A 26,830-nucleotide genomic window follows, 5' to 3' on the forward strand; every position below is an offset into this window, starting at 1 on the left:
AGGCGAACAACCCTGAAAACCTTAATAAAGTAATGTGAGGGGGAGGGGAATCAATGCGGTATACTAGAAAACCCTTTAAATTTATCGCCATCGCTTTTTTGGGGCTAATAGGAACATATTTTATATTAAATGAGTTTATAATTTTAGATCGAACAAACCAAGAGTTGGCAATATACGACTACATCCCAATTTCAGCTGATGTTGAAGCGTTAGTAGAAGGGACTGGTGAGCAAATCATAAAAGGAGATGGAACTTCAACTAAGATTAAAATCTTGAACATTAAATGGAACAAGATTAATAACTATTTAGTTGCGGGCACTGAAGTTGAAGTGAATGAATATTTTGTCGTATCTAGGAACAAGCAAGTGAGTGGGTTGACGTTAATTCCCGGAAGAAGCATTTACAGTATGGGGACAAGCTACAAAAGGTTGAAAAAAGGCGAACAAAAAATAGTACATCTAAAAATGGACGGTAAAACAAATCGGTTTTGGATAATGCCAGAAGAACTGGTTAAACAATGAGAATGTAACTTTGAAGAAACCGGTGCGGTTCATGAATATAAGAACGCTAGGCTAAATTTATTGCAACTATGAAACAAACTCAGCAATGAACAATATAATAATGATGATGGGAGGTTAACTTTATTTATTTCAGCCATGCTTTGGAATGCGATATACCCCAAACTGAGAGAGGGTGTTATCAGGGCAAGTGAATTAGTAATAAAGTAATTGAGGAGAGCTTCTCCGTTATTTTGATACAGATGGGTCAGTGGAGGTGCTTCAAAGATGGAGAATCAAACTCTTTTTGAATTTATAACAATATCAAGACATCGTATGGTCAGTCATTATCTTCCTAAGTTCATTCGCTGTTTGGAAGAGATGACTGATTTTTTTATATGGGAGAGTCCGGATGGAACGAATAGTATTGGAGGTATAACTTTACACGTCGTAGAACATATAGAAAGAAATAGGAATAGATATATTAACCCTGAATGTATGTACAGGGACGGGATTGAAAAAACATTTCCAAAAACGAATGAAACTCAAAACCAATTAATAAATAGAGTTCGTGAAGTATTTCAGAATTGGGATGAGACACTTAAAAAGATGGAGCCTAAAAACATAGGGATGTACGATTTATATCATCTTGTAGAACATACGGGATACCATTTAGGTCAAATTGTTGATCGGACACAAAGGATAACGGGAAAGAGATTCTCATTCGTAGATCATGGAATAAATGAAAAGAACTTAAAGCTAGAAGTAGAACGTGAACTCGAAAAAGGCACCGGCATCCCATAAAGCAACGCATTCACGCGGGTTCAGCAGGCCGTCCCTTGGATAGACCGAGGGATTTTGGAGGAACTGAATCAGGAGAACAACCCTAGGAGGGTTAGTATCAGACCCGGCGCTTCGCCACATAACAAAATATAATTTCATTTCAAGGAGATTAATATGTGGGAGTATCTAACTGCAAGATTATTAGTTCTAATAGTTATCTGCTTTGCTACATTACTAATTGTAATTTACCCTCTGGTTAATAAGTACAGCAAAGTTTTCTCTAAATTGAGTTTTGCAATAGGAATATTTGTTTTGGCTATTCTGCTATATTTTCTATTTGGTAACCCAGTGATTAGAGATCAAATATTAACATATGGGTTTAATTGAATGAACTGAAGGATAGAGAAGATAAATATTCAAATCTTTGATGCGCTGATAATTATTCGTCGTTGTTAATTAAAAGATTGATTTAAGTTTAAGAGCTATTGAAAGCTCGTTAAGGAGTGATCTAATGAAGATATTTAGCTTCGATAAGGAAACTGGTAGAGAAGTAACTAATTTTAATAGCAAACAAGCAACTTTCTCTAAAATTGTTCAACATAACAACAAAGTACATATAGGCTGCTTTCATATAGGGGCAGAAGGAGTTGTAGGATAGGGGGGAAAGGTGATTCAATGAAGTATAAATACAGTATTTTACTACCCATTATTCAATGTTGTTTAGTCACAGCAGCTGTGATTACTGACCTTAGTATAGATACTGGAACGGGAGAGGGACGCAATCAAATAATATCAAATCTACTTACTAATGTAGAATACTATATTAAAGGTTTTTTTGGGTATGGCGACATAGTAAATTATAACTTTAGGATTGTAACCACAGTTTTAGGGATATTCGTTTGGCTTTTAATCGGATGTTTAATTGACTTTTTCCGTCGCTCAAGAAATAAAAGATTTTATAAATGAAACTAGCTAAAAATTGTATGAATAATATGATTCTTATGATCAATGGTGCATTTGGTTCAGGCAAAACTTCGGCAGCTAACATGCTCCAACCTCTAGTTCCCAATAGTATGATTTTTGACCCCGAGGGAGTTGGATTCATGGTTCGGAAAATCATTTCAGAAGATATTAGACTCGAATCAGAGCGGACAGAGGATTTTCAGCTATATATAAGATTGAGAATTTTAACTACATACATAGTGGCTTTATAGATATCGATAGGAATGTAAAACAATTCTGTCTGGAGGCATCGGAGGAATCATTAAGGAACAGGTTGTCGATACGAGGGGATACTCAGGAGGGCTGGACATACCAGCAAATTTCAAAGTGTGTTCAGGGATTGAGTAATGAACGGTTTGAGAAGCACATAAATACGAGCAATAAAGATACGAATGAAGTCGTTGAAGAGATTTTATTAGATATTAGTAAAGAGGATTTGTAAGTAAATTGAGGAGGGGGGTGACTTCACCTAACAATGTATTCAGGCTTTGGAACTGACGATCCCTGGGACGTTAGACGACGTGAACTCAACTGAAGTATCTGATAGTGGTAAAACCTAAATTCCATTATTTTAGCGTAGGAGAATTATGAAACAAAATTATAGTATTGAGTGCTGGATAACTTTCAATAATAAGGTATTGCTACTTGAAGTTGATAAGGGAGAAGACCACCTAAGTTTTTTACAACCAGTTACTGGGGGAATTGAAGCAGGGGAAAGCAGTACTTATGCTTGTTGTAGGGAAATCTTTGAAGAGACAGGGTTACAAGTTAAACCGGACCAATTGGAACTAATTATCAAGAATTATGAAGTATACATTCCAAGAGAAGAATTGAAAATTATAAAGGATGTATTTCTTTTAAGATTAGACAGGAAGTTAGAGATATGTTTATCTGATGAGCATATAGGATGCTGTTGGATTCATTTCACTGAAGTAAAGAAGCGATTATTTTGGGATAGCAATAAAGAGACATATAAATTAATTGAAAAATATATGTAGAACATTCAGGAAGGGCACATTAGACCGTAGAGGGGTGAAGGTATGGAAGAAAGGGAATTTATTAGGAGTTACAATGTAGATTCTGCAGAGAAGCTCTCATTTATGTGGAACGGAAAGCATTCCGAAGGTTTTGAGGATAGTAATCAGGCATTTCGGCGAAGAATAGTTGACTTCATAACTTCAAGTGATTTGACTGTTCCAGATGAATTACTAATAGACATCTTGATTGCTGAATCGAAATGGGCTGAGCAAGCATGGTGTGTTTATATGAAGTACCAGTTGATAGCTGAAAGAATAATCAAACAGAGCGGTCCCAAGTACATAGACGAATTTTTAGACTCAGTTTTTACGTGTTTTGATACTTATTGTGCAAGTCTTACTATGAACCTTTCTGGAGTTAATATAAATGACATTGTCAGAACTACTGAGCAAAGGAAAGAACAAACGAGAGACAATCAGATGAAGAAGTTATACGAATCCGGCGTGGAGTTATTTAAGCAGCATTTATCTGGCGATCCTGCAAAGGGTCTAATTGCACTCACTGGGGAAGTTAAGGTTAATAATGTGAAGGTGATTCAACCGAAACTATACCATCGGATTTTTCGAGGTATTAAGGAAAAGATGAAACGTTTATTTAGCAAATTCTGGGGACAATGACATTATGTAACACTTTTATGCCGCCCTTATTAAACATCTTCATTCCAGCTAAGCTCGAATAAAGCCCAACTAATAATAACAGAAAATTATCATTAGAGAACAGAGAGAAGAGGATAGAAAATGAGGGCAACATACAAAACAATTAGTACTTTAGTATGTACAATCTTAATACTTGCAGGAATAGTGTGGGCTTCAAAGACTGAGTACTCAAGTGAGCCAGTTAGGATCCTTGATATCGGTAAGGATAACTTAGTAGTCAGAATTCAAAGCGGAGAAACAATGACAATTGAATTGAAAGAGGCTCTTGATAAAACCATAGTAAAAGGACAAGATTATCAAATTGAGTATTATAAGAAAAGATGGGGAGGGCCGACCCTGGAAAGGATAAAACCTGAACCGAAATAAGCCTTGTGATAAGAACTTTATACAAAAACAAATAAAGTAGGTAGATCAGTGTTCAAGAATACTTTTTTTCATAATAAGTTTCTAAATATATTGATCCTTGCAGGAAGCATGATCTACGCATTGATCATGATTAAATTACTATTTTTACGTGGAGGAGCCTCTCATTGGAGCACCTACAATTATAACCTGATTCCTTTTAAAACTATTAAGCAGTATGCGCTTCACCGAGAGCATTACAATCTGGATACGTGGGTAAAGAATCTTTTTGGAAACATTATTTTATTCATTCCAATATGGAGTGATATTTCCTCTTCTAAACCGACGGCTTTTTAGGATACTACAATTTCTGCTGGTTGTCATATTGGTCTTGTTAGCGGTTGAATTGATACAGTTATTTACCAAGGTCGGATGTTTTGATGTGGATGATATTATTCTGAACACACTTGGTGCGATTGGATTTGCAGGAACCGTTGCAACGGTAAGATCCTTATCAAAGAGAGGTCTACTTTAGAACTGTAGGTCAATGTAAGTCGTGAATACAAGAAGGTTAAGTATAATTCGCTCAATCAGAGTAAACGGAGATGTGAATCTATGGTGCAGACAAGCATGAATTCGTTAATATGGATGTTCTTGGCTGTGTTTATCATTCATGATTTTGAAGAAATTATCACTGTTGAACCTTGGATGAAGAAGAATTACTCACAAATCAGCGCACTCATTCCAAAACCACTAGAAAATGTATTAAAGAAATTCTCCACAATTAAATCATCACAATTTGCAATAGCAGTCTTAATCGAATTTGTTGTGTTTGTACCGACTACATACATGGCAGCAGAGTATAGGGAATACGGCCTTTTCTTGGGGTTCAATGTAATTCTCTTTATACATGTATTTACTCATCTGCTTCAAAGTATCTTCTTGAGAAGATACACACCCGGAGTAGTGACAGCCATTTTCTTGATACTACCCTATACCGTTTATCTATTTTATAGATTCGTAGATGATGGGCTAGTAAGTCTAAGCGGAATTTGGGAAAGTGGGCTAGCGGGATTAATAATTCTACCCATTGTATTTTTGGGTCACTTAATTGCGGGAAAGATCATAAGAGTTTAATAAATGGATTAATGGTTCAAAAAAGAGGCGAACATTACATAACATCAAATTTACGCATAGCAGCCTTACGGGCTTAGGAGGTGGACGATCATGGATAAATTAATTTCCCTATTAGAAAGTGAGCACGTGGTGGATTATGAGGTCTTTGAACATACTAAGCCACTTCAAAGTGCGCGCGAAGGTGCTGAATATTTTGGTATACATATTGGACAAGCAGCTCCAACGCTAATTTTGAAGACAGACAAGGGTTATTTCTCCTTAATCATATCAGGCGATTACGGGCATGTTGATTTTAGTTTGTTAAAGGATTTAATACAGGTAGAAGAGATTAAGTTAGCTAGGCCTCAAGAGGTTGAGAAAATCACGGGGAGTAAGGTTGGTAGTGTATCTTTGATAAATCCAGGCATACCAACCATTCTCGATAGGGAATTATTTAGGTTTCCATATGTTTTTGGAGGAACGGGAGTATCCAACACGACACTAAAGATCTCGCCAAAGGACATAGAAAAGTTAAACAGAGTGATTGGATACATAAGATAGGATTTGGATCAGCTAAACCTGTTTTGGAGGGAAAGTATGAAGGAAACAAGGATCTATAAGCAATTAGAGAATTGCTCTATTGGTGCGGACATCTATTACCAAGGTGCTGGGACTCCTGTAATTATATATATTCATAGCGGTGCTTTAATTTTTGGAACAAGAGAGTGGCTGCCTAGTGAGCAAATTGATTATCTAACTAAATCCGGGTTTAGCGTGGTTAATATAGATTATCGTCTTGCACCAGAAACTAATCTAGAATTTATTGTTGAAGATATAAGAGATGCTATGAATTGGGTAAGAACTGAGGCTGTAGAGTGGTATGACTTTGATATTGATAAAATTGCAGTGGTGGGTGGGTCAGCAGGTGGATACCTGGGTTTATTGAGCGGGACAATGGATTACAGACCCAATGCGATCGTTTCCCTTTATGGATATGGGGATATCCTGGGAAGCTGGATTACTCAGCCAAGCGAGTACTACTGTCAGAAGCCGATGATCGATAAGATAAGTGCTGTAAGCCGAACTGGTCATATTGAAGTTACGAATGGTAAATGGGATAGATTTGATTACTATCTCTATTGTCGCCAACAAGGAATCTGGATACAAGAAGTAACAAAGATGGATCCTCATCTGGATAAGGATAAAATAAAACGATATAATCCAATCGACAACATCACCAAGGAATTTCCACCTGCTTTATTTCTGCATGGCAACCAGGACACGGATGTACCTTATGAACAGTCTGTAATTATGCATGAAAAACTCAAGAGTGAGGGGATATATTCAAAGTTAATCACTATTGAAGGGGCGGACCATGTTTTCGATCAGAATTTCAATGATGGAGAGGTTCAATCCGCATTTACAGAGTTAATTAACTTCTTGAAAGTTCACTTGTATAAGTGATGCATAGCTAATAAATGTACATAACTAACGCATTTCCTGCATAGGGGCTATCGCCTACGGTTGCCCTAATGTATAATCATGGAAGCAAGCTCAGACAGAAACGACCCAGCCTAAGATAAGAGCTATCTAAGGTTGGGTCGTTTTGTGTATAAAATATGTGGGAGGAACACCATCGTGACTAATATTGGGAAAATCATCTATTCCTTAGCTGTTTTTATTGTTCTATTAATTATAATTCAAGCTGTTGTAAAGGCGATACTAACTTCAGTGATTTCTGATAGATACCTAGGAAACCTTCTAACCCTTTTAATTTCAATTGGCCTTTCATTTATTTGGACCAGAAAGATTACAAATAGAAACACTCGTAAAAAATTGTACTAATGAATGGTGAGCAACGAGGAGAGCGGATTAAGGGGAGGGGATTGAAATTATTACCTTTTTAACATTCGTGGTTGGTATTGGATTAGCTGGGGTAATTGGAAATCAATATTCAGGACTGCGAAGAATGGATGATATTCAAAGATCGTTAGATGACATCAATCAGAAACTTAGGGATATGAATTCAAAAAATACATAGCTGAAAAAGAGGTAGACCACATGAGGAAGAAATGTTTTAGCTTACTGATTATTATGACCCTAATTGCGTTTGTGAGTGGATGTACAAATCAAAAAACCTTTGACGATTTCAGTATCGGGATGACCCTGAATGAGGGTAAAGACAAACTTGCCCAGTATCCATTTGTTATCCGAGATAATTTGGACATTAAAACGTTGGAAATTGATAACTATACGAAATTATACGGAAAAGATGTTGAGCTGAGAGTGAATTTTACCAACAGCATTGCTATTGATCAACAAATGGATGAGAAGCAGCTAGATGATTTTAGATTAATTTTATATAACTATTCAGTAGAAAATGTCGATGAGGCTTATGCTAGGAAAGTACTGGATGGCTTGATTCAGGACTATGGGGAGCCCAAGAGGAATGATTTCCTGAGCAAGGAAAATGATGATAAAGTCTATAAGGATGTGAAATGGGATTTAGAGGATTATGAGTTGCTGTTAGATTACGAGTATCCTAAGAATGGGAAGAACTTCTTGTACATCAGATTTGGAATTAATGATCATGGGAGACAACAGTTTAAGAAATATGTGACTGGTTAAGGAGGGAATTATGAGACAAACACGGATATTACTATTCATGGCTCTCCTGATCAGTGTAATAACTGCATGCTCCAATAAAGCTCAAGTCCAGAATAATGAACTTTTCAAACACTTTTCTGGAGAGTTATTGAGCGTAGTCAATCAAAAAGATAGCAAATATAGTCATAATCTTGGAATTCTCTATACCGTCACAATTATAAATACGTCTCCATCAATGAAAGAAGAATATAAGGAATATAATGAGTCAAATCAGACGGATGCAGAGTTTGTCGTTATTACAGATAGAACCAGAATATTTAGAAAAATTAAAGATAGTACCAAACAACTAATTACTCCAGAAGAGTTGGAATTAGCCAAAGGGAATGAAATGTTATCTAAAGGTCCGAAAATCGAGTATTGGATAAGACCTATGAACAAACATCTTAATGATCTGGAGGCCATTGAAATTACAGTAATGAACTGAAGTGGATTAGATACTTTTTAAGCATACACAGCATATCTGCACGGATTGCCTTAGACGTAAGTAATCAAAAACATTTTTATATAAGCGGGGTATCATAGATGCCAACTAATATGCCAGGGAGCCTAGAAAGGCTTGTTCAACTGGATAAGAAATTACGAAAGGACTTTGGTCGGACACTCGATGATTACATAGGTTTTCATATCAGTTTTAATGACGATAAAGATAGGTACTACTGTACTCCTGATGACGCGGTCGTGTTTGGAAGAACAGGAGTAGATGGCGACCATTTTGCTTACTATACCTTCAATGGCCGTATAAGAGATTTAGAGAAAGCTCCCATTATTTTCATACAGCATTGGCTTTTGGTAATGAAGTTAGTTTAGTTGCAAGAAATTTTAAAGACTTCTTATCTTTATTCATCAACTTAAGAGAACTTTATATCCTCGAACGCTTCAGGCTGTATAGTAGCAGAGTTGATTTTGTTAAGGACTATGACAAGCACTATTCGGAGGGCATAAGCTCAAGAGAAAGCGAACATGATTTTTTCATTAAGCTATTACGGGAGAATGTTGAAGGAATTATAGATATAAACGATGTATATCAATATATTAATGATCTAAGAGAGCAAGTCGTACTAGAGATTGATAGAGAATGGGACATATAAAAGATCCTAATAAGTGAATTGAAAGATAATTTAATAGTGAAAGGTGTGTATCCCATGAAATCAATAAAAATTATGATTTTCGGTCTCGCAATAATCCTGATAAGCCTTTTCATACAAGGAGAGCCTGGCATTAAATTTTATGGAAACGAAATTTTTATTGGGGGATTGGGATTTATTTTAATTTGTATTGGATTCTTTATGAAAGATAGGGACTAGAAGGGTGATAGACTAATGGGCAACTCTGATGGGCCTTCAGACGGGGAAATGCAACTTCAAGCAACACAAAGCAGGACTTACAAGTTTTAAAAAAAGTAAACGAGTATAGGAGGATCAAGGTTTTTACAGTTAAGATATACATAGTAATGGAATATAACTCGACAACCAACGCCCCAACCTAAGATAAGAGCTATCTAAGGCTGGGGCGTTTCGTGAATACAAGTACGTTATGAGTATTTAAAGTGAATGGTTTTCTGAACATCCAGGAAGGGAGGGGAGCACAGTGCGTAAATACATCTTATTATCTTCCGTTGTCGTACTTATCGTGGTCATGTTATTCTACTTCGGAATAGCCACCAATCATAAGAACTTAAATGAAGTTAAATTAGTAATGGTGGAACATTTAATCAAGAAGGGCTATTCAAAAGGCGCATTTGATGTTGAGGTTAAATATCACTGGGAGAATAAGCTGTTTGGATATAATCCTTATAATATTAGTGTTACATATAAAGATGAGCAAGACGTTAAATATTTCTATGACTACAATGACAAAAGTAATACAGTAAGGCCTGACGGAATTGGACCGATAAGGGGCAAGGAAGATAAGAACTTTAAACATGCAGAATAATTGATACTGTACTATCCGAACGTGAACCAGCCCAGAATTAGAACATCCAGGGCTGGTTTTTTGCCATAAATGCACCACGGGTAGCCAAGTAAAGCAGGATTAACTGCACAAGCAGAGCGAATTTAAAGGGAGGACTTATGAAATTCATTATTATATTCGGACCACAGGCAGTTGGCAAAATGACCGTTGGGCACGAGCTGGAGAAAATAACGGGGCTGAAGCTTTTTCACAATCATATGACAATTGAATTGGTTACCCCTTTCTTTGATTATAGTACGGATGCGGGGAAGCGTCTGGTCAGCTTGTTCCGCCTATGTATGGGCATTTGATCTGCAATCGGACTGGGATTATGTTGAGGAGATTAGTCATGTATTTGAATCCAGGGGCGGCACCGTGTATTTGGTCGAGCTTGAAGCCGATCTGGAGGAAAGGCTTGAGCGTAACCAAAGCCCGCACCGATTGTTGCATAAGCCTACCAAGCGGAATTTCGAGCGATCTGAACGGGATTTAATAGAAACAGCTGAGAGATACAGACTTAACTCCCGCGAAGGGGAGATTGATAAGAAGAATTACATCAGAATCAACAACACGAGCATTAGCCCTGCAGAGGCAGCTCAGATGATCAAGGACAAGTTCCAATTATAGTAAAGAAGCCGGGAGCAGAAGGGGATGAGCATGTGATCGTAATAAAGACAGACTTAGAAATTAATGCTCCCATAGAGGTTTGTTTTGACCTCGCCAGAGACATCCAGCTCCATACAGTCACAGTCTGGAGACACACTAAGGAACGCGCTGTGGAGGGAACTTGCGTTGGCCGAATTAACCGGGGCGAAACGGTTACTTTTGAAGCGACCCATTTTCTTATCAGGCAAAGACTTACATCACGAATTACTGAATTCGAACGGCCTTATATTTTCGTTGATCAGATGGTGAGCGGAGCCTTTAAGAGCATGAAGCACACCCATGAATTTAAGGAACGTAATGGTGCGACGCTGATGACGGACACTCTTCAGTTCGAAGCCCCATTTGGATTCTTAGGTTGGATCGTGGAGCGGCTGCTTCTGCGTTATTATATGAAGCGATTTATTGAGTATAGAAATAATGAGCTTAAGAAGATTGCGGAAGGTAGACAGGCCCGAGTATAGGATTCTGTTATCACAGGCAGTTATCTTGTTAACGAGGATGCAAGGGAATATGGAGTGTAGGGTCACTATATGGATTGAACTAAATACTGCGTGATCGATTCCTTTACTAACAGGTGTTAGCCTTAATCCATACGCTCATCTCTTTAGTTCATTCCATATAGCTAAACAATTAATGCATACAAGAGCATCGGAGGGCGTTATGAGTAGTTACACCAACATATGGTTAAGTTCCGTGGACCATCTTAATCAATTTGCGAGTATCGTAAGCACAAAGGATAAGCAGGTGTGGAAGGCTTCCCAGGTACCCAAGGTGAGGGCCTTGTTCGATTATGCCCCGGTTGTCTTTTATTCTAAGGGAAGGTTGGAGATTGGAGATTCAGATCTTCATTATTTCGCGGAAGAACCGAAGAGAAATATCATAAAGAGTTATATGTACCTGCAAAATGACCTGAATATTGTCCTTCCTTACGGAGAAGTTGAAGAGATCAGCAGATATAAGCACTCTAACCCGTTATTCAATTATTACAATACGAACTGGATAAGCATAAAATATAGTCAGGGAGAATTGCTGCTAGCCCAAGGTGGAAATGGCCCATCTATGAGAAGAATAGTGGATGGAACAAATAAGATCTATGATGAATTAAGTGCACAACTTAAGGTAGCCAGCAAGGAACTGAATTAGAAAAGATGAAGCCGTGCTTTAACCATGAAGGATTTGAAGTAAAGAAGATCAAGCATAATAAGAGCTAACTAGATTACCACACAATTATCGGAGGTGGGTCCATGAATAGAATCGCAATCATATCCGACATTCACGGGAATGTTCCAGCCCTTCAGGCTGTTCTTGAAGATATTAATAAGCGCGGCGTCAGCGCGATTTACTGCCTTGGCGATCTAATTGGGAAGGGCCCGAGCGGTGATGTCGCGGTGGACTTGATTAAGGCGAACTGTGAACGGGTGGTTCGGGGGAACTGGGATGATTTTATTGGAAAAGAGACCACGAATGGCGCGCTCAAGTGGCATCAGGATCGATTGGGACCGGAACGTCTGGATTATCTGGGCTCGCTCCCCTTTTCCATCGAATTCCTGATGAGCGGCCGATACATTCGGCTGTTTCACGCCTCCCCAAGAAGTCTGTACGAGCGCATCCAGCCGTGGGATAGCCACGAAAGTCGGCTCTCTCTGTGCGAAGGATCTGAGCTGTGCAAGGACCCAAGAGATGCCGATGTGATTGGTTACGGAGACATTCATAATGCCTATCTTCAACACCTGGATGGGAAGACGCTGTTCAACACGGGGAGTGTCGGGAATCCGCTGGACCTGACTAGCGCCTCCTATGTGATTCTGGAAGGAGAGTACGGCAGCCAGGATACGGCCGATTTGAATATTCAGTTTCTGAGGGTAACTTACGATATTGAGGCGGCTATTCAAGAGGCTGTTGATGCGGGAATGCCACAACTGAATGAATATATACAGGAGCTCAGAACAGCGAAATACAGAGGGATTACAACCTGATAGAGCATAAGTATGAGACATAAATGAGATCCGCCCCCTACTGGGATACCATGAATGAAGAGGTGGTTAACCTGTATCGATGGCCCCGAACAACTCTGTTCATTCTGCTGATATATGTTATGTCGGCGACAGCGGCTTCGGCTAGCTGGGCTTTTGCCTTTGTTGTTCATGATGGGAAGACCTATGCTCTCTCGAATGACACCGTGAGCAAGTCCCTGCTTGGGGGCAAGATTGGGCAGGTATCTTACTACTCGGATGAGGAAGGGTCTTACGGAGGTAACTTTTCCAATGCACTGCCAAAAGGCACACCGTACTTCCGCATACAGGGAACCCCGGTGGAGCAGGCGATTACCGTGCAGAATAGGGATGGTACTTATGTAAAGGCTTATTACCAGGGACAACATTCGGCCGGTGGGGACAATACGGAAGACGAGAGGAATAGCCCTGCCGGAACCTCGTATTCGGGGGAGAACTTCATCCTTCCCATCATCCTTTTTGTGCTAGTCGGCACAGCGGTGGCCATTGTATTTCATAACAAATTGGGCAAAGGAAAATAGCAATCTACCTATCTATATTGGAGGTGTAATCGTGAATAGTCCGAAACCAGTAGGCCAGACGGTGGCAACAGGTTTTCAAGCTGGAGTTAGAAGAACCTTTCACATTCCTGTTCAAGAAGCGTGGAACATGATTACGTCCACTGAGGGCATAAATATTTGGTTGGGTGAGGCGGGTTCCGTGGATGTGCGAGCAGGACAATTATATCAGACCGAGGAAGGGATCACAGGGGAATTCAGAGTGGTGAATGAGTTGGAGAACATAAGACTGTCATGGACCAAAGAGCATTGGGCGAAGCCCTCGACGCTTCAGATCCGGACTATACCTGCCGGTGACTATAAGACCACAATCAGCTTCCATCAGGAGAAGTTATCCGGACCGGAAGTTCGTGAAGAGATGAAGAGACGGTGGGAGGATGTGCTCGGCAGGCTGCAAGGGATCTGTAAGGAGGAATAGCCTATGGAGTATGCTTGGCTGGGGAGTAACCAACCGGGATTGGACGAGATCAGGGTTACGTGTCACAGCAATATAATTGTGGGCAGATATGGTGGGAATGTCAGCAGTGGAGCCACGTTAACTACTCATAAGGTAAGTCTCATTAATTTACTTGATAGCGAAAATGTGTTTACGGGGTTAGAAGCTTACTTCGTAGACCTTTTTACAAGTGAAGACTTTAAAAAAGCATGCAGAGAGACAACGGGCGAAGCATCCTGCCTCATTGTTTTTCAGAAGAATCAATATATTTGGTGGTTCTCTGTAGGAGATTGCATGGCCTTGTTACTGCATCCTGAACTAGCGAGATTAGGTCAGTATGGCCTGAACCAGAGACAATTCTATGAATGGATTGGACAGGTGAATACCTTCGAATTGCCTGTTCCGGGTTATACTGTGGGCAGGAGGCAGTTAAGGCCGGGCAGTAATTATATTGTATTAATGACAGATGGGGTCCTGGATTCTGTGGGCCAGTTCTATCAGAACCCGGCTAATTTATATTCGTCTCTAGTAAATGACAGAGAATTGAAAGAGAATATGAATTTCATTTTTGAACATCTACATGAGCATAAGACTAAGGATAGCGCTACTATGATCTGCTGGACTTATCATAATACAGCCAAAGGATCGATTCCCTCGGATCAATTCAATCTCTGAACTAACAATAGGAGTGCCGCCAATGACTACCGAAATGTTTGATATTTTCGATAAGGATATGAACCACCTGGGGACTGCCAGTCGGCAGGAAGCGCACGCGCAAGGGTTGTGGCATCAGACTTTCCATTGCTGGGTTCTGAATCCATCAGCCGAGCGGGGACCGAGTCTTCTTCTGCAGCTGCGCCACAGGAACAAAGATACGTTCCCCGGCATGTTCGATACATCCTGCGCCGGACATCTTATGGCCGGAGAGACTGTTCAGGATGGGGTGCGCGAGCTGGAGGAGGAACTTGGGCTGTCTGCTGCCATAAGCGAGCTTATTTACTGCGGCAGGGTGGCCGAGGAGTATGTACTCTCAGAGCAGCTCATTGACCGCGAGTTTAATCATATTTTCGTATATGAATGCGAGAAGCCGGTAGAGGAGTATCATTTTCAGCTGAGTGAAATTTCGGGCTTGTTCATGGTGGGTCTTCAGGAATTTGAACAGCTTCTGGCTGGTGGGCGCAAGTCCATTCCGGCAGTAGGTGTGCTTCACGATGAACAAGAGGGAGTGACGAACCCGGCTGTCCGGGAGATAAGCAGGGAAGATATTGCCCTGAATTCGCCGGAGTATTTTGAACTGCTTTTTAACACGATTCATGAGCGGATTGATAGTTAATAGAGGACTGTAGACTTTAAGAAATAAGGTGGAACCATGGGGATTTCCAAGCTAACAGAAGAACAAGTCTATGAATATGATGTGAACGTCAAGTTCTACAACAACACACGGGTTGTCGTAGATACCGAGATAACTCCCGTATACTGCATGGCGTGCAGCAATCAGACGGGCGGGCTGTACCATTACGATGGATCGCGGTATGGGCAGGTCGGGACGGTAATCTGTGATGTCTGCCATGCTGAAGTTTTTTGCACGGATGACGACAATTACAGGTATCAAATTCATATGAGTACCAAGGAATACTACAACAGATTTCTGTATACGGATGAAGAGTTTGATAACAAGTATCGCAGGATCACGCTCGATTTCTCCAAGCTGTATCTGCTAAGCGAGTCCATATTTGAGGCTCTGACTCAAAAAGGATTCGATCTCTCTGAACTTGGGGCTTACACGCAGTTAAGCTCGATCAACCAATTGATCCGGGAGCAATATGCTCACCCGATTCCCGAACTAAATCTGTACCTGGATTCAAAGATCAGACGGGTACCTCCGGTTGTTCTAGAGTGGTATCAGATTCTGAATGAGCTGGAGATCGCCGAGTTTAGAGGCTGAATGCATAACCGAAGGAGCAGCTGGACATGGATCAGTGGAGAATAGCACCTTATGAGCCTCAGTGGCCGGGATTGTTTGTTGATTTGGGAACCAGGCTTAGAGCCTCTCTGGGAAGTACCGCACTACGAATAGATCATGTCGGATCTACATCCGTGGTAGGCTTAGACGCGAAGCCGATCATAGATATTCAAATCTCGGTGGGGAATTTTGACATCGATACAGATTATAAGTCTGCTATCGAAAGCTTAGGCTTTGAGCTTCGTAAGGAGAATCCGGATAAGACCAAGAGATATTTCCGGGAAATACCTGGTCACAGAAGGACACATATCCATGTAAGGCAAGCAGGCAGTTTCTCGGAGCAGATAACCCTGCTTTTCCGCGATTACTTAAGAGTGCACCCGGAGGATTGCGCCAGGTACGCCCAGGAGAAGCATCGTCTGATGGGATTGTACAAGAATGAACGACCCAAGTATGTGGAAGGAAAGGGCCCTATCGTCTGGGATATTCTAGGAAAAGCTCATATATGGTCACAGGAAATCGGCTGGAGACCCGGTAGATCGGATGCATGAACAAAAGTGGGAGATGGATTGCAGTGGAAACAAAGACTTTTGAATAGAAAATGCCTAATAGATTTGTTAATCCACAGACCCGGTCTAAGAAAGGAGCCCCTTATGAAGCTAATGCCTGAATATGCGCAAGTTCTGATCGTTGGCGTTGTCTTTCGGGGAACCTGGAATTGGTATATCACCGAGAGAGAATACTGGTTCCTCAATACGGAGATGGAGGACCGGTTCGGCATCGCAGTACTGGATGAGACTACGGCGGAGGTCTTTTTAGAGCGAATCGATGATCTTAGGGTATCTACGAATGAGCTGGCACAGACTTTGGAGGACCTGAGGGAAGCGTTCGAAAGCTATGACGAGGTGCTGGAATTCATCCCTACGATTTATGTGAATTTTGATGAGAGAATCCTCTACTCCCTGTTCCCTGAGCCGATGTCATTGGAGCATTATGTTCCAGATGGGTGGACGGGGCTGTACAAGGATTTTCTTGATGAAGTGCCTAAGCAGGAACAGTACTGGATAGCCGGGGAACAGCATTTCTTCAACCAAATGTGGGACAAGTTTAAGTAAAGACCGTAACTAGGAGTGATTTCAATCAAATTGCTGTTCATCTGCAGCCGGAATAAATGGAGAAGCCTAACGGCGGAGAAGATCTTTGAGCAATACAGCATGTACCAGGTGAGATCGGCCGGCACCGAAGAGAACGCAAGAATTAAAGTGACGGCAGGCCACATTGGATGGGCTGACCTTATTTTTGTGATGGAGACCAAGCACACGCGCAGACTCAAGGAGAAGTTCGGCTCCAGCCTCACCGGCAAAAGGATCATCCGGCTGGATATCCCTGATGATTATCCCTTTATGGATGAGGAACTGATAGAAATATTGAAAGCAAGGGTGTCGGAGTATATTGAAGTTCCGGATTGAGACCCCTTGCTTGGAAATAGCTATTTGGTATATAAGCAGATTAATACTACCAGTAGATAAGAAGCAATACCGGCTATTTTTACAGGGCTAGACCATTTATATTCATGTAAAGGCACAACCCTGTTAGCAATCTCGCCAAATAGGGCGGTTCCAAGTACAAATACAGCGCCTTTAGCCAGGAAATGGTCCCACATCCGGGTTAACTCCGTAATGTCCCTCAAGAACAGCACCCAGAGATAACCCAGAAACCCATTAAGCACGATGGACCAAAAAAGATCTTTTGGCTTCACTCTTCCACCTCCTGTAATTTACTGTAAGTCTTAGTATATGAACGTCTGGAAGCGAAGTTTCGTTATTATATTTTAAAATCTAGGGCACCTGGTGTCTGTTAAAATTACCTCTTCCAATCGCTGTGATGTATAATATTGGAAGGGGTTTTCCCTTTTCAGGAGCGCCCGCTCCTGCTGTAAGACAGGTTCTAATCGCAGTTGAACCTCTCTATAAATGAATAGAAATGACCACCCTAACTTGGAAGGAGAAATGCATGAAGTTCGTCCCGAAAAATGAACGTGCCACGTCTTATCTGGAATTATCTATGGCGATTGTTTTCTTGATTCTAGCGTTTCTTTTCAAAGATAACTTTGCAGTTGCTTTTATATGTGGTGTGGCCTTCGTCCTGATGCTTTTGAGAATGATAGACCTAGAGAAGCACGTTATTCTAAGGAGAGCGCTGATGGCTTGCTCCGCGCTGCTGTTAGTCTCTTTTGTGATTGTGGAGTTCTTTGTGTTGTCAGGCTTCCGCACAGATGACCATGCAGTAACCGATGCTGATTATGTTGTGATACTTGGCTCCGGCCTTAAGGGGACACGACTGTCGTTCACCTTGAAGCAGCGATTGGATGCAAGCTTGCCTTATGCGAACCAGCACCCGGAGATCCCGATTATCGTATCCGGAGGCCAAGGGGCGGGTGAAGACATAACTGAAGCGGCAGCGATGAAGAAGTATCTTATAAGTCAGGGGATCGCCGAAGGCCGAATCAGGCTAGAGGATAGATCGACAAGCACGAAGGAGAATTTAACTTTCTCCAAAGCGCTAATGCAGGACAGAGGGGACAGCCATCCCAAAATCATGATAGTCACCAGTGACTACCATATGTTCAGGGCGAAGTATATTGCAGGGACTCTGGGTTATGAAGCCTATGGCATATCCGGAGATTCACCTCTATACCTTAAGCCAATTAATATGATTAGAGAGTATTTAGCGGTTATTAAGGCCTTGTTGTAGGGAAGGGGCTGGGTAACCTTTATATTCATAACCCCGCTAATTGGGAAAAGAAAGAGGAGGAGCTACAGGGGCCAAAGTAATCCTGGAAGGTATGCCGCTGAAATCGAGGGGCCGTTCGTTGTGTTTGTAATTGGGATGCGAATCAATCGGATCTGGGCCGTTCATAAATGGTGGCCTGTAGCCGCTGCCATGGGTCCTATGCTGAAAGAGCTGTATCAGAATCCCGAGATCAGGTTCATTAGCTCTGAGTTCTTCCTGAGTTCAAGAGGCGTCACCGTTCTTCAATATTGGAAAAGCTACGAGCAGCTGGAGAAGTACGCCCGCGGGGGAATTCATCTCAAAGCATGGAGAAAGTTCAATCAATCCGTGGGTACGGATGGAACCGTAGGAATATACCATGAGACCTACAAGATCGAGCCAGGACAGTATGAATGCATCTATGGGAACATGCCCGTATTTGGCCTGGCGAAAGCGGGAAGTCATGTGCCAGCCACGGGCAGAATGGAGACATCAAGGCGAAGAATGGGAGGAGAGGGTGATCCGGCCGTGCCGACGCCGGGCAATCCTTATAATCATGGCACATGAGTGAACTAGAACAAAGCCACTGACTAAGATATCTGATTACCTTTATGGAGGCGGTGATTACACATGGACTCGCTAGTTAAGGAGGAGAGAGCCAAGGTCTTATATAAGCTGACGCTGATACTCAGCGGATTCAGCAGCATTCTAATCGTCTTCCTACATACTCTCAAGTGGTTCTTCCATGACGAATTGACACTGTTTATGACTGTGCCTCTCTTGTTGATGGGCTACGCCTTCTTCTACGGGTCGCTTTTGTTCTCCCTGTTATATTTCATATTCAGCAGATATCAACATTCCCTTCTGTTAAGGGCTTTACCGTTATTACTTGGCTTACTGGCCTTAGCCATAATCCGGATTATTTCTTACGCTCCTTATCCACTCTAGGGAGCCATTATTTTTACGAACCAGAGGTGTCAAAAAATGAAGATTGTAGAACTCCATACCTTAGAGCCTGCAGCCTTAGAGCAGCTGTCCGAATTGCTGGTTCGTGTCGTGGAGGGAGGCGCCTCCATTGGCTTCCTCCCTCCGCTTGAGGTAGAGGAAGCAGATGCATACTGGAAGCAGGTGGTTGGGCCGGAGGTGAAGCTGTGGATCGCGGTCCACAGTGATCAGATTATTGGTACTGTTCAGCTTCATTTAGCTGGGAAAAAGAACGCTTCTCATAGGGCTGAGGTTGCCAAATTAATGGTTCATCCGGACAGCCGGAGAAGCGGCGTTGCCCGCCTGCTTATGAAGACCCTGGAGGAGACAGCACAGAAAGAGGGAAGGTCTCTGCTGGTGCTCGACACCAGAGAGGGGGACCCTTCTAATGACCTCTATAAGTCATTAGGCTATATTGAAGCAGGCCGTATCCCGGAGTTCGCGCAGTCGGCTGGGGGAGCCTTGGATGCTACAGTTTTTTACTACAAAAGGATTTAAGAGGAACGAACTAAAGAAATGGACGTTTGGATTAGGGCTAACGCTTGAAATAGAATGGATCACCCAAATCCTTTAGTTCAATCCATAGAGGTGAAGAAATTGAAGCATATCTATCTCATCCGTCACGCCGCTGCAGCAGGCCAGGAACCTGAAGCTCCACTCATTGAGGCAGGCGAGGTTCAGGCTGAGCAGCTGGCGAGCTGCCTTAAAGATAGAGGAATCGAGTACATTGTCTCAAGTCCTTACGTTAGGGCAATCGATACAATACGCCCGTTAAGTGAGCTTGCCCATATTAAGATACGTACGGATGAACGACTAAAGGAGAGAGTGTTAAGTCCGGTGCCGCTTGAGAATTGGATGGAGCTGCTTGAGCGATCTTACGCTGAAGAGAGCTTCGCTCTTGAAGGCGGTGAATCCATCGCGGAGGCTGCGAGCAGAGGGATAGCTGTTCTTCAGGAACTGCTGGCAAGGCCCGAGAGGACATTTGCCGTAGTCACGCATGGTGGGCTGTTATCCTTGTTAATCAGACACTATCAACCGGATTTTGGCTTTGAACAATGGAAGAGACTATCCAATCCTGACGTGTATTTACTTGAAATAAGCGGAAGCCAAGTGCTCTTGCAGCGGATATGGGAGTAATAATCTAACTGCACTGAGATCCAATGCACATGGCCCTAACAACTAACGAGGGGATACATATATGTCATCAAAACTATTGAGAATTATTGGGTTGTTAGTTGTTATAGGATTCGTCATGTGGTTAGGTTATCAAACTTTCCATAACTTCGTTGACAGTTTAGGAACCGCCAATAATCAAATGGGATAACAAAGTGAGCTGCATTTAGCAGCTCATTTTTATTTGGAGCTATCTTTTACAGAAGGAGAAGCGGCTAAGCCATAGAAGTATATACAGCACATCTATATTAATCTTTTGAGGGAGGCACTCTCAGGTGAATAAAGCCAAAGATCTGTACAAAGCAATATGTCTAGCAATTCTTGTGTTTGTATTAACGGTTCAGCCATTATCCGCCGCCGCAGCCAGCAAGACCATCAAGGTCAAGGTAAGGCTTGTAAGTGTAGAATTGGTAGAGAATAATCATGTCGGTAACGAATGGTATACGGAGAGTTTTATCAACGGAAAGCGAATTGAAGAAGGAGAGTCAGTTACGCTTAATTTAAAATCAACTGGCAGTGTTACACTGAAAGCGGCAGCAGAGGAACAAGATAGCATTCCTGACGAAGGAAGCAACAGCTCTACCATTAAGGCATCCTCAATCAGCAAAAGTATAACTAAGTCATTAGATGTCGTGGTTGAAGAGAACCGGGGCAGATACTCAGGAAATACGGCAAAATGGAAATTCGTATACCAAATTCAAAAGCTATAGGAAGAGAGCTAACTCTCCTAACTGGCCCGGTCCGCAGCATGCTGTGAACCGGGTTATTTGCGTACTGGAAATAAGAATGGGGTTAAAAAACTGGAGGCGATTTACATTCCAATCTACACCGCCATGACATAGGTCGCATCCAAGTTCATCTTGTGTTATTATACAATTTGTTTGGTACAATATAGGAAGTGAAGCTTTCGCGAGAAGTGTAACTGGAGAACCCGTTTTGGTTAGGGGCTTTATATGGCGGCTAAACACTATTCTGACGGAAAGAAGGTATATACGATGGAATTGTGGTTTACTGAGAAACAGACTCCGGCGTTCGGCATTACAGCGAAAATCCGGGAAACGTTTGTAACGGAGAAGACGGACTTTCAAGATTTGGCGATGATTGACACTGAGGAATTTGGACGCATGCTCGTCCTGGACGGCATGGTCATGACTACGATCAAAGATGAATTCGTCTATCATGAAATGGTCGCGCATCCGGCGCTGTTCACCCATCCTAATCCAAAGCACGTGCTCGTTGTGGGCGGTGGAGATGGCGGGGTTATCCGTGAAGTTCTCAAGCACCCTGGTGTAGAGAAAGCGGTACTCGTTGAGATCGACGGCAAGGTTATCGAATATTCGAAGCAATACCTGCCTGAAATCGCCGGTGAGCTGGACAACCCTCGTGTAGAGGTTCTGGTGAATGACGGATATATGCATATTATCGAAAATAAAAATAAATACGATGTCATCATGGTCGATTCCACGGAACCTGTGGGCCCTGCGGCTCCGCTGTTCGAGCGTGGCTTCTACCAAGGCATTCATGAAGCCCTGAAGGACGACGGGATCTTCGTCGCTCAGACGGACAATCCATGGTTCAAGGCTGACCTGATCCAAAAGGTCAATAAGGACGTTAAGGAAATCTTCCCGATCGTTCGTGTGTACGGTGCAAACATTCCTACTTACCCAAGCGGTCTGTGGACCTTCACAATGGGGAGCAAAACACATGATCCGCTGCAAGTAGATGAGACTCAAATTCCTGAGATCGATACGAAATATTACACACCTCGCCTGCACAAAGCAGCGTTCGTGCTCCCTAAATTCGTTGAAGATCTGGTGAAATAGGAGGCTGTTCATATGAAACTGGATCAAGCCTATTCCGGCAACGTATTCATCTGCAGCTCCGACAATTACGAAGAGTCCAAAGCGGTCATCTACGGGATGCCGATGGACTTCACGGTCAGCTACCGTCCGGGTTCCCGGTTCGGTCCTGCCCGTATCCGCCAGGCTTCGGTAGGGCTGGAAGAATACAGCCCGTACCTGGATAAAAGCATCGTCGATATGACCTACTTCGATGCAGGCGATCTGCTGCTGCCATTCGGCAACGCAGCCCGCAGCCTTGAGGTCATTGGGGAATATGTGCGCGGCCTGCTGGCCGACGGCAAATTCCCGATCGGTCTCGGCGGCGAGCATCTCGTCTCTTGGCCGATCTTCCAGGAAGTGTACGCCAAGTATCCAGACCTGGCGCTCATTCATATCGATGCGCATGCAGACCTGCGCGAGAACTATGAAGGCGAGCCTCTGTCCCACTCGACGCCGGTTCGCAAAGCCGCGGAACTTATGGGCGGGAAGAATATCTACCAATTCGGAATTCGTTCCGGATCGAAGGAAGAATTCCTGTATGCGCGCGAGAACATCAACTTCTATCCGTTTGAAGTTGCGGCTCCGCTCAAGCAGGCCCTGCCGAAGATTGGCCGTCGTCCTGTCTATGTAACCATCGATATCGACGTGCTCGATCCTTCTGCCGCACCGGGTACCGGTACTGCGGAAGCTGGCGGGATCACATCCAAAGAGCTTCTCGAAGCCGTGCATTTGATTGCTGGCTCCGATGTGAACGTGGTGGGCTGTGACCTGGTAGAGGTTGCACCGATCTACGACCCAACAGAGCAGACTCAGATTGTCGCAGCCAAGCTGATCCGTGAAATGCTGCTTGGATTTGTGAAATAGTTTGAGTAATCAAGATAAATAAGAGAGCACCCCCTTCTAAGCCAGGAATACGGCTCAGGAGGGGGTGCTTTTGTGTAACAGCAATGGGGATGCCTCTTAAATGCGCTGGATAAGATGAATATATCTGCATGCGGGATCAGCATAGAGAATAAGCGGCATGTCTACAATCGAAAGGTTTAATCAAAAGTTATATAGAACCCCAATAGAAATAGCTGACCAGCCATCCAAGCTTGTCCGGACCACGCACCGATCATTACTCCAAAGCAGGGGGCCTTATGTTACCTTATTCTTGTCTAGAACGAGAAGGACAGCTGCTCCACCTCAAGCTGAATCTCATCCTTCGTAACGGTAGCTGCGGGAGCCGGGAATCTGCCTGTCTTCACGGCAGAAGGCAGAGAGGTCGCATTTACTTGCTTAAGTTCGCTCTTATCCCTTGCTCCCGACCCTCCAGGCACCCCGGATAACCCATATTTACGAAGCAGACGACTCGACAGTTCTTTGAAGCTGTCGATATACTGACGATCAGCATAATGCCCCTGCCGGTACAGCTCGCCATAGGCGGCGACGAGCTCTGGATAGTGGGCGCGGAGCGTGCTCATATACCAAGCCTTCACGTCCCTGGATAGGCGCAGCAGCGAGATCATCGCGAATTCAGCCCCATGATTCTTGGCCGCAGAGAGGAGTGATTCCAGGCTTTCCTCGGAATCGGTCAGCAGCGGAAGAACAGGAGCTGCGAAGATTCCAACCTGTACACCGCTCTCGGCTAGTCTCTGCACGGTCTCAAGCCTCATCTGAGGATGCGGCGAAGCAGGCTCGATGCGGCGGATAAGCCCGGCGTCCAGCGAATTGATGCTGATGTTCACGGATATATCGCTCATTTGGGTCAGAATATCCAGATCCCTTGTCACAAGCGGTGATCGGGTAGTGATGCTGGTGCTTATCCGGTACTTGGCCAGCAGCTTCAGGCAATCACGGGTCAGCTGGGCTTTCGCCTCGATCGGCTGGTATGGATCCGTGGCTGTTCCGATCGTAACCTGACCGATATATTTTCGCATCGCTTCGATATCATAACCGAACCTTTCCGCCAGTCGGGACAGCTGTCTCTCCAACGCTTCGGGAGCATTTTGCTTCAGAACAATATGGTGCTGGAACTCATCCTCAGCACCACGGCCGATGAATGACTGAAATGCCCGGGCGTAGCAGAAGCTGCAACCGTGGGCGCAGCCCCGGTAAGGGTTGATCGACCAATCGAAGGGCATCCTTTCTTCTTTTACCCGATTAAGTGTCTGCTTAGTATCAACATGCTCATATGTGGTCTCAGGCATGGTTACGAATACCCTCCTCGGGGTTAGAAATTAAATATTACTGATAACTGGCAACGAGATAGCGAAAATGGGAATGACATATTACATACATCATACCAAACATATGTTCTCATTTAAAGTCATTCATCTCTCCCTCGTCAACTGTTCAACTCACATCCTACTCACCAGAGTTATCAAGCTTACCAGTTCAATCTATTGTTGATTCACTTCAAGAATGGGTAAATTTATATGTAGTACTTTATAACTTCAACATTCTTGATCGCACGGTAAGATGTATATAGCTTCTACAAGGGAGGTATCAACCTGTGGTGAAACGATATTTCAAATCCGCATTACTCACAGCCGCTGCCCTTTGCGTATCCATCGGGATCGGCAGCAGTAGTACTGTAATCCAGAGAACTGAGGCAGCCGCTGCATCGGCACCTTGCACAAGCGGCGATCATGGATTGCTTCAGAGTCTTCAGAAGAAGCACGCGTCAGCGGACCAAGACCCGCTTCATATAACGGATGTTGCTTTTCTGAGTGATACAACGGGACGAGCCGCGGGGAATGGTTTCCTTATTGGTACATCTGATGGGGGCTGTAACTGGCAGGAGATCTATACGGGACAGTGGCAGTTCGATCAAATTGTGTTTCCGGACAACATCAAAGGATGGGCACTGGCCAGAACAGCTTCCGAAGGTCCGGTTAGGCTTATCGCAACCAAGGATGGGGGCTCTCATTGGAGCATTCTCGGCACCTCGGGCCAGCAGTTTAAGAAGATCGATGTGCTGGGAGCGGATAGTATTGTGGGATATACCTCGAATGGCGCCTACAAATCCTTGAATGGGGGTACAACATGGGTGAAGATCAAGACGCCGGTGAATACCCGGGCTGCTGTCTTTACAGATCAAGCTGCCCGCACGGGGTGGTCGCTAACGGTTCACCCAGGCATCGGCTACAAGCTGTATAAGACAACTAGCGGCGGCGCCAGCTGGAGCCCGGTTCTGACGATTCCATTCGGGACTGCCTACGGCGGTGAACTGTACAGCAAAGGAAGCCAGGTATGGGCTCTTGTCTACGGAGAATCCGGCATGTCTCAGGTATCCTACTCTTTGTATGCCAGCCATGACAGCGGCTCACACTGGAATCGTGTTATTGCCCAGAGCACTGCTGGCGGGGGACCTGCCCCTGGTAGTGGACCTGCACTCGCTAGCAAGGGGCCCGCTAGCCCGGGTGGGCATCCCGGGAATATGCAGCTGATCGGGAGCAGTACGGCTTACCTGGCCGGAGGTTCTCCGGCTGGAGGTAAGGTAGGGGTTGGGCGTTCTTTTGACGGTGGCCGCTCGTGGAGCAATGTTCCCGCTGTACTAAGCGGGTTCGATGCCCGGATCTCATTCCCTTCACAGAAGACGGGCTGGCTGGCGGTTACAAGTCCGACGCAGACGGCGGTCTATGTGACGCATGATGGCGGGATTTCGTGGAATAAGAGGTTCTCGCTGCCTGACTCTGTCTCACCCAAGCCCCAAGAGTAACCGGAACCACAACTTATATTCATAGAAGTGAAAAACCCTCCTTGGCTGACTAAGGAGGGTTTTCTGTACTATTAACCTTTGCAAATCATACAAATTCCCCATCTTCCATTGAACTGTGCGGGCGAACTGGATATAGTATATGGAATGAACGTTGAACGTTGGCAAGGGGCTAAAGTGAAGTTGTGAAGTACTCATTTCTTTAGCTGAGGCCATATAGTACAATAGATAGAACAGATTGGAGTAGTGACCATGCCGGACCACACACCCGCATCCATTACATTGACAAGCCTGCAGGATGGGGCCAAGACGGTTCAGAGCTACCGGGGCCAGGTATTCAGCGCAGGAGGAGCGATCTATCTCAAGTATGAGGAACACGGTCAAGGGCCTACAGGCGAAGAAGTCACTCGGGCTACCGTCAAAATAACGCCCGGCGAGCTGAAGCTCATTCGGCACGGAACGGTCGAATCATCGCAGACCTTTCAGGAGGGACGAAGGCTTCCGGGTTATTACCGGGCGGCGTACGCATCCTTTAACTTGTCCACGCAGACTCACAGTCTCACCATGAATCTGGATGGATTATCGGGGACCGCCAGGTGGAAATATGATTTATACGTCTATGATGAATTAGCTGGACAGTTCGATATCAGTTTACATATACAGGAGGAAGCTTGA

At 43.7% G+C, this 26,830-nt stretch carries 38 protein-coding genes and 1 pseudogene; 37 read left to right on the forward strand and 2 right to left on the reverse strand.

Annotated features, from left to right (window positions below):
- Nucleotides 1-53: 53 nt before the first annotated feature.
- From ACRRNK_RS00620 to ACRRNK_RS00755, 28 genes and pseudogenes are all read left to right on the forward strand, one after another.
- The gene (locus ACRRNK_RS00620) at nt 54-521 is read left to right on the forward strand and encodes a hypothetical protein (RefSeq protein ID WP_433944930.1); all 468 of its coding nucleotides are present in this window, start codon (nt 54-56) and stop codon (nt 519-521) included.
- A gap of 264 nt (nt 522-785) precedes the next feature.
- The gene (locus ACRRNK_RS00625) at nt 786-1,301 is read left to right on the forward strand and encodes a DinB family protein (protein WP_433944931.1); all 516 of its coding nucleotides are present in this window, start codon (nt 786-788) and stop codon (nt 1,299-1,301) included.
- Between the two features lie 490 nt (nt 1,302-1,791).
- Nucleotides 1,792-1,938, forward strand: coding sequence for a cupin (locus ACRRNK_RS00630; protein WP_433944932.1), 147 nt, complete (start codon nt 1,792-1,794; stop codon nt 1,936-1,938).
- A gap of 17 nt (nt 1,939-1,955) precedes the next feature.
- A complete protein-coding gene (locus ACRRNK_RS00635) occupies nt 1,956-2,246 on the forward strand; it encodes a hypothetical protein (protein ID WP_433944933.1) in 291 nt (96 codons plus the stop codon).
- Between the two features lie 623 nt (nt 2,247-2,869).
- A complete protein-coding gene (locus ACRRNK_RS00640) occupies nt 2,870-3,280 on the forward strand; it encodes an NUDIX hydrolase (protein WP_433944934.1) in 411 nt (136 codons plus the stop codon).
- Between the two features lie 42 nt (nt 3,281-3,322).
- Complete coding sequence (locus ACRRNK_RS00645) at nt 3,323-3,937, forward strand: hypothetical protein (RefSeq protein WP_433944935.1); 615 nt, start codon at nt 3,323-3,325, stop codon at nt 3,935-3,937.
- Nucleotides 3,938-4,057: 120 nt separating this feature from the next.
- Nucleotides 4,058-4,342, forward strand: coding sequence for a hypothetical protein (locus ACRRNK_RS00650; protein ID WP_433944936.1), 285 nt, complete (start codon nt 4,058-4,060; stop codon nt 4,340-4,342).
- Nucleotides 4,343-4,640: 298 nt separating this feature from the next.
- Nucleotides 4,641-4,853, forward strand: a complete 213-nt coding sequence (locus ACRRNK_RS00655; RefSeq protein ID WP_433946754.1) for a VanZ family protein — start codon at nt 4,641-4,643, stop codon at nt 4,851-4,853.
- Between the two features lie 95 nt (nt 4,854-4,948).
- On the forward strand, nt 4,949-5,455 hold the full coding sequence (locus ACRRNK_RS00660) for an HXXEE domain-containing protein (protein ID WP_433944937.1): 507 nt from the start codon (nt 4,949-4,951) through the stop codon (nt 5,453-5,455).
- Between the two features lie 90 nt (nt 5,456-5,545).
- On the forward strand, nt 5,546-5,995 hold the full coding sequence (locus ACRRNK_RS00665) for an aminoacyl-tRNA deacylase (protein ID WP_433944938.1): 450 nt from the start codon (nt 5,546-5,548) through the stop codon (nt 5,993-5,995).
- Nucleotides 5,996-6,031: 36 nt separating this feature from the next.
- Nucleotides 6,032-6,898 carry an alpha/beta hydrolase fold domain-containing protein gene (locus ACRRNK_RS00670; RefSeq protein WP_433944939.1) on the forward strand — a complete coding sequence of 289 codons (867 nt, stop codon included), beginning with the start codon at nt 6,032-6,034 and terminating at the stop codon, nt 6,896-6,898.
- A 597-nt stretch (nt 6,899-7,495) separates the two neighbouring features.
- Nucleotides 7,496-8,062: a hypothetical protein gene (locus tag ACRRNK_RS00675; protein ID WP_433944940.1), complete on the forward strand. Its 567-nt coding sequence runs from the start codon at nt 7,496-7,498 to the stop codon at nt 8,060-8,062.
- A 10-nt stretch (nt 8,063-8,072) separates the two neighbouring features.
- Nucleotides 8,073-8,525 carry a hypothetical protein gene (locus tag ACRRNK_RS00680; RefSeq protein WP_433944941.1) on the forward strand — a complete coding sequence of 151 codons (453 nt, stop codon included), beginning with the start codon at nt 8,073-8,075 and terminating at the stop codon, nt 8,523-8,525.
- Nucleotides 8,526-8,880: 355 nt separating this feature from the next.
- Nucleotides 8,881-9,189 (forward strand): hypothetical protein, encoded by a 309-nt coding sequence (locus tag ACRRNK_RS00685; RefSeq protein WP_433944942.1) that lies wholly within the window; start codon nt 8,881-8,883, stop codon nt 9,187-9,189.
- A gap of 54 nt (nt 9,190-9,243) precedes the next feature.
- A complete protein-coding gene (locus tag ACRRNK_RS00690; RefSeq protein ID WP_433944943.1) occupies nt 9,244-9,405 on the forward strand; it encodes a hypothetical protein in 162 nt (53 codons plus the stop codon).
- A 283-nt stretch (nt 9,406-9,688) separates the two neighbouring features.
- Nucleotides 9,689-10,033 (forward strand): hypothetical protein, encoded by a 345-nt coding sequence (locus ACRRNK_RS00695; protein WP_433944944.1) that lies wholly within the window; start codon nt 9,689-9,691, stop codon nt 10,031-10,033.
- Nucleotides 10,034-10,170: 137 nt separating this feature from the next.
- A pseudogene (locus ACRRNK_RS00700) lies at nt 10,171-10,678 on the forward strand (AAA family ATPase).
- Nucleotides 10,679-10,710: 32 nt separating this feature from the next.
- Complete coding sequence (locus ACRRNK_RS00705) at nt 10,711-11,178, forward strand: SRPBCC family protein (protein ID WP_433944945.1); 468 nt, start codon at nt 10,711-10,713, stop codon at nt 11,176-11,178.
- A gap of 199 nt (nt 11,179-11,377) precedes the next feature.
- Nucleotides 11,378-11,860 carry a hypothetical protein gene (locus ACRRNK_RS00710; protein WP_433944946.1) on the forward strand — a complete coding sequence of 161 codons (483 nt, stop codon included), beginning with the start codon at nt 11,378-11,380 and terminating at the stop codon, nt 11,858-11,860.
- A gap of 101 nt (nt 11,861-11,961) precedes the next feature.
- Complete coding sequence (locus ACRRNK_RS00715) at nt 11,962-12,693, forward strand: metallophosphoesterase family protein (protein ID WP_433944947.1); 732 nt, start codon at nt 11,962-11,964, stop codon at nt 12,691-12,693.
- Between the two features lie 50 nt (nt 12,694-12,743).
- The gene (locus tag ACRRNK_RS00720) at nt 12,744-13,250 is read left to right on the forward strand and encodes a hypothetical protein (RefSeq protein ID WP_433944948.1); all 507 of its coding nucleotides are present in this window, start codon (nt 12,744-12,746) and stop codon (nt 13,248-13,250) included.
- Nucleotides 13,251-13,281: 31 nt separating this feature from the next.
- Nucleotides 13,282-13,704: an SRPBCC family protein gene (locus ACRRNK_RS00725; protein ID WP_433944949.1), complete on the forward strand. Its 423-nt coding sequence runs from the start codon at nt 13,282-13,284 to the stop codon at nt 13,702-13,704.
- 3 nt (nt 13,705-13,707) lie between these two features.
- Nucleotides 13,708-14,397, forward strand: coding sequence for a protein phosphatase 2C domain-containing protein (locus ACRRNK_RS00730; RefSeq protein ID WP_433944950.1), 690 nt, complete (start codon nt 13,708-13,710; stop codon nt 14,395-14,397).
- Nucleotides 14,398-14,419: 22 nt separating this feature from the next.
- Nucleotides 14,420-15,055 carry an NUDIX hydrolase gene (locus ACRRNK_RS00735; RefSeq protein WP_433944951.1) on the forward strand — a complete coding sequence of 212 codons (636 nt, stop codon included), beginning with the start codon at nt 14,420-14,422 and terminating at the stop codon, nt 15,053-15,055.
- A gap of 36 nt (nt 15,056-15,091) precedes the next feature.
- A complete protein-coding gene (locus tag ACRRNK_RS00740) occupies nt 15,092-15,667 on the forward strand; it encodes a hypothetical protein (protein WP_433944952.1) in 576 nt (191 codons plus the stop codon).
- A gap of 26 nt (nt 15,668-15,693) precedes the next feature.
- Nucleotides 15,694-16,236, forward strand: coding sequence for a GrpB family protein (locus ACRRNK_RS00745; RefSeq protein ID WP_433944953.1), 543 nt, complete (start codon nt 15,694-15,696; stop codon nt 16,234-16,236).
- Nucleotides 16,237-16,338: 102 nt separating this feature from the next.
- Nucleotides 16,339-16,800, forward strand: coding sequence for a hypothetical protein (locus ACRRNK_RS00750; protein WP_433944954.1), 462 nt, complete (start codon nt 16,339-16,341; stop codon nt 16,798-16,800).
- 24 nt (nt 16,801-16,824) lie between these two features.
- The gene (locus tag ACRRNK_RS00755) at nt 16,825-17,154 is read left to right on the forward strand and encodes a low molecular weight protein tyrosine phosphatase family protein (RefSeq protein ID WP_433946755.1); all 330 of its coding nucleotides are present in this window, start codon (nt 16,825-16,827) and stop codon (nt 17,152-17,154) included.
- A 20-nt stretch (nt 17,155-17,174) separates the two neighbouring features.
- On the opposite strand, the gene ACRRNK_RS00760 is transcribed toward ACRRNK_RS00755, so the two are convergent.
- Nucleotides 17,175-17,444, reverse strand: coding sequence for a hypothetical protein (locus tag ACRRNK_RS00760; RefSeq protein WP_433944955.1), 270 nt, complete (start codon nt 17,442-17,444; stop codon nt 17,175-17,177).
- A gap of 254 nt (nt 17,445-17,698) precedes the next feature.
- Here ACRRNK_RS00760 and ACRRNK_RS00765 point away from each other — a divergent pair, with 254 nt between their 5' ends.
- From ACRRNK_RS00765 to speB, 7 genes are all read left to right on the forward strand, one after another.
- A complete protein-coding gene (locus ACRRNK_RS00765) occupies nt 17,699-18,439 on the forward strand; it encodes a YdcF family protein (protein WP_433944956.1) in 741 nt (246 codons plus the stop codon).
- 39 nt (nt 18,440-18,478) lie between these two features.
- The gene (locus tag ACRRNK_RS00770; RefSeq protein ID WP_433946756.1) at nt 18,479-19,024 is read left to right on the forward strand and encodes a DUF4188 domain-containing protein; all 546 of its coding nucleotides are present in this window, start codon (nt 18,479-18,481) and stop codon (nt 19,022-19,024) included.
- A gap of 417 nt (nt 19,025-19,441) precedes the next feature.
- Nucleotides 19,442-19,939 carry an N-acetyltransferase family protein gene (locus ACRRNK_RS00775; RefSeq protein WP_433944957.1) on the forward strand — a complete coding sequence of 166 codons (498 nt, stop codon included), beginning with the start codon at nt 19,442-19,444 and terminating at the stop codon, nt 19,937-19,939.
- A 54-nt stretch (nt 19,940-19,993) separates the two neighbouring features.
- A complete protein-coding gene (locus ACRRNK_RS00780) occupies nt 19,994-20,578 on the forward strand; it encodes a histidine phosphatase family protein (protein WP_433944958.1) in 585 nt (194 codons plus the stop codon).
- Between the two features lie 311 nt (nt 20,579-20,889).
- Nucleotides 20,890-21,324 (forward strand): hypothetical protein, encoded by a 435-nt coding sequence (locus tag ACRRNK_RS00785; RefSeq protein WP_433944959.1) that lies wholly within the window; start codon nt 20,890-20,892, stop codon nt 21,322-21,324.
- 285 nt (nt 21,325-21,609) lie between these two features.
- Complete coding sequence (gene speE, locus ACRRNK_RS00790; protein WP_127200746.1) at nt 21,610-22,437, forward strand: polyamine aminopropyltransferase; 828 nt, start codon at nt 21,610-21,612, stop codon at nt 22,435-22,437.
- Nucleotides 22,438-22,449: 12 nt separating this feature from the next.
- On the forward strand, nt 22,450-23,319 hold the full coding sequence (speB, locus tag ACRRNK_RS00795; protein WP_433944960.1) for an agmatinase: 870 nt from the start codon (nt 22,450-22,452) through the stop codon (nt 23,317-23,319).
- Nucleotides 23,320-23,612: 293 nt separating this feature from the next.
- Here the strand turns inward: speB and ACRRNK_RS00800 are convergent, their stop codons facing one another.
- A complete protein-coding gene (locus ACRRNK_RS00800; RefSeq protein WP_433944961.1) occupies nt 23,613-24,644 on the reverse strand; it encodes an SPL family radical SAM protein in 1,032 nt (343 codons plus the stop codon).
- 305 nt (nt 24,645-24,949) lie between these two features.
- Between ACRRNK_RS00800 and ACRRNK_RS00805 the strand changes: the two genes are divergently transcribed.
- Nucleotides 24,950-26,158 (forward strand): WD40/YVTN/BNR-like repeat-containing protein, encoded by a 1,209-nt coding sequence (locus ACRRNK_RS00805; RefSeq protein WP_433944962.1) that lies wholly within the window; start codon nt 24,950-24,952, stop codon nt 26,156-26,158.
- A gap of 249 nt (nt 26,159-26,407) precedes the next feature.
- Complete coding sequence (locus ACRRNK_RS00810) at nt 26,408-26,830, forward strand: DUF1934 domain-containing protein (protein WP_433944963.1); 423 nt, start codon at nt 26,408-26,410, stop codon at nt 26,828-26,830.

The sequence above is a fragment of the Paenibacillus sp. SN-8-1 genome, assembly GCF_050995535.1.
Taxonomy (GTDB): Bacteria; Bacillota; Bacilli; order Paenibacillales; family Paenibacillaceae; genus Fontibacillus.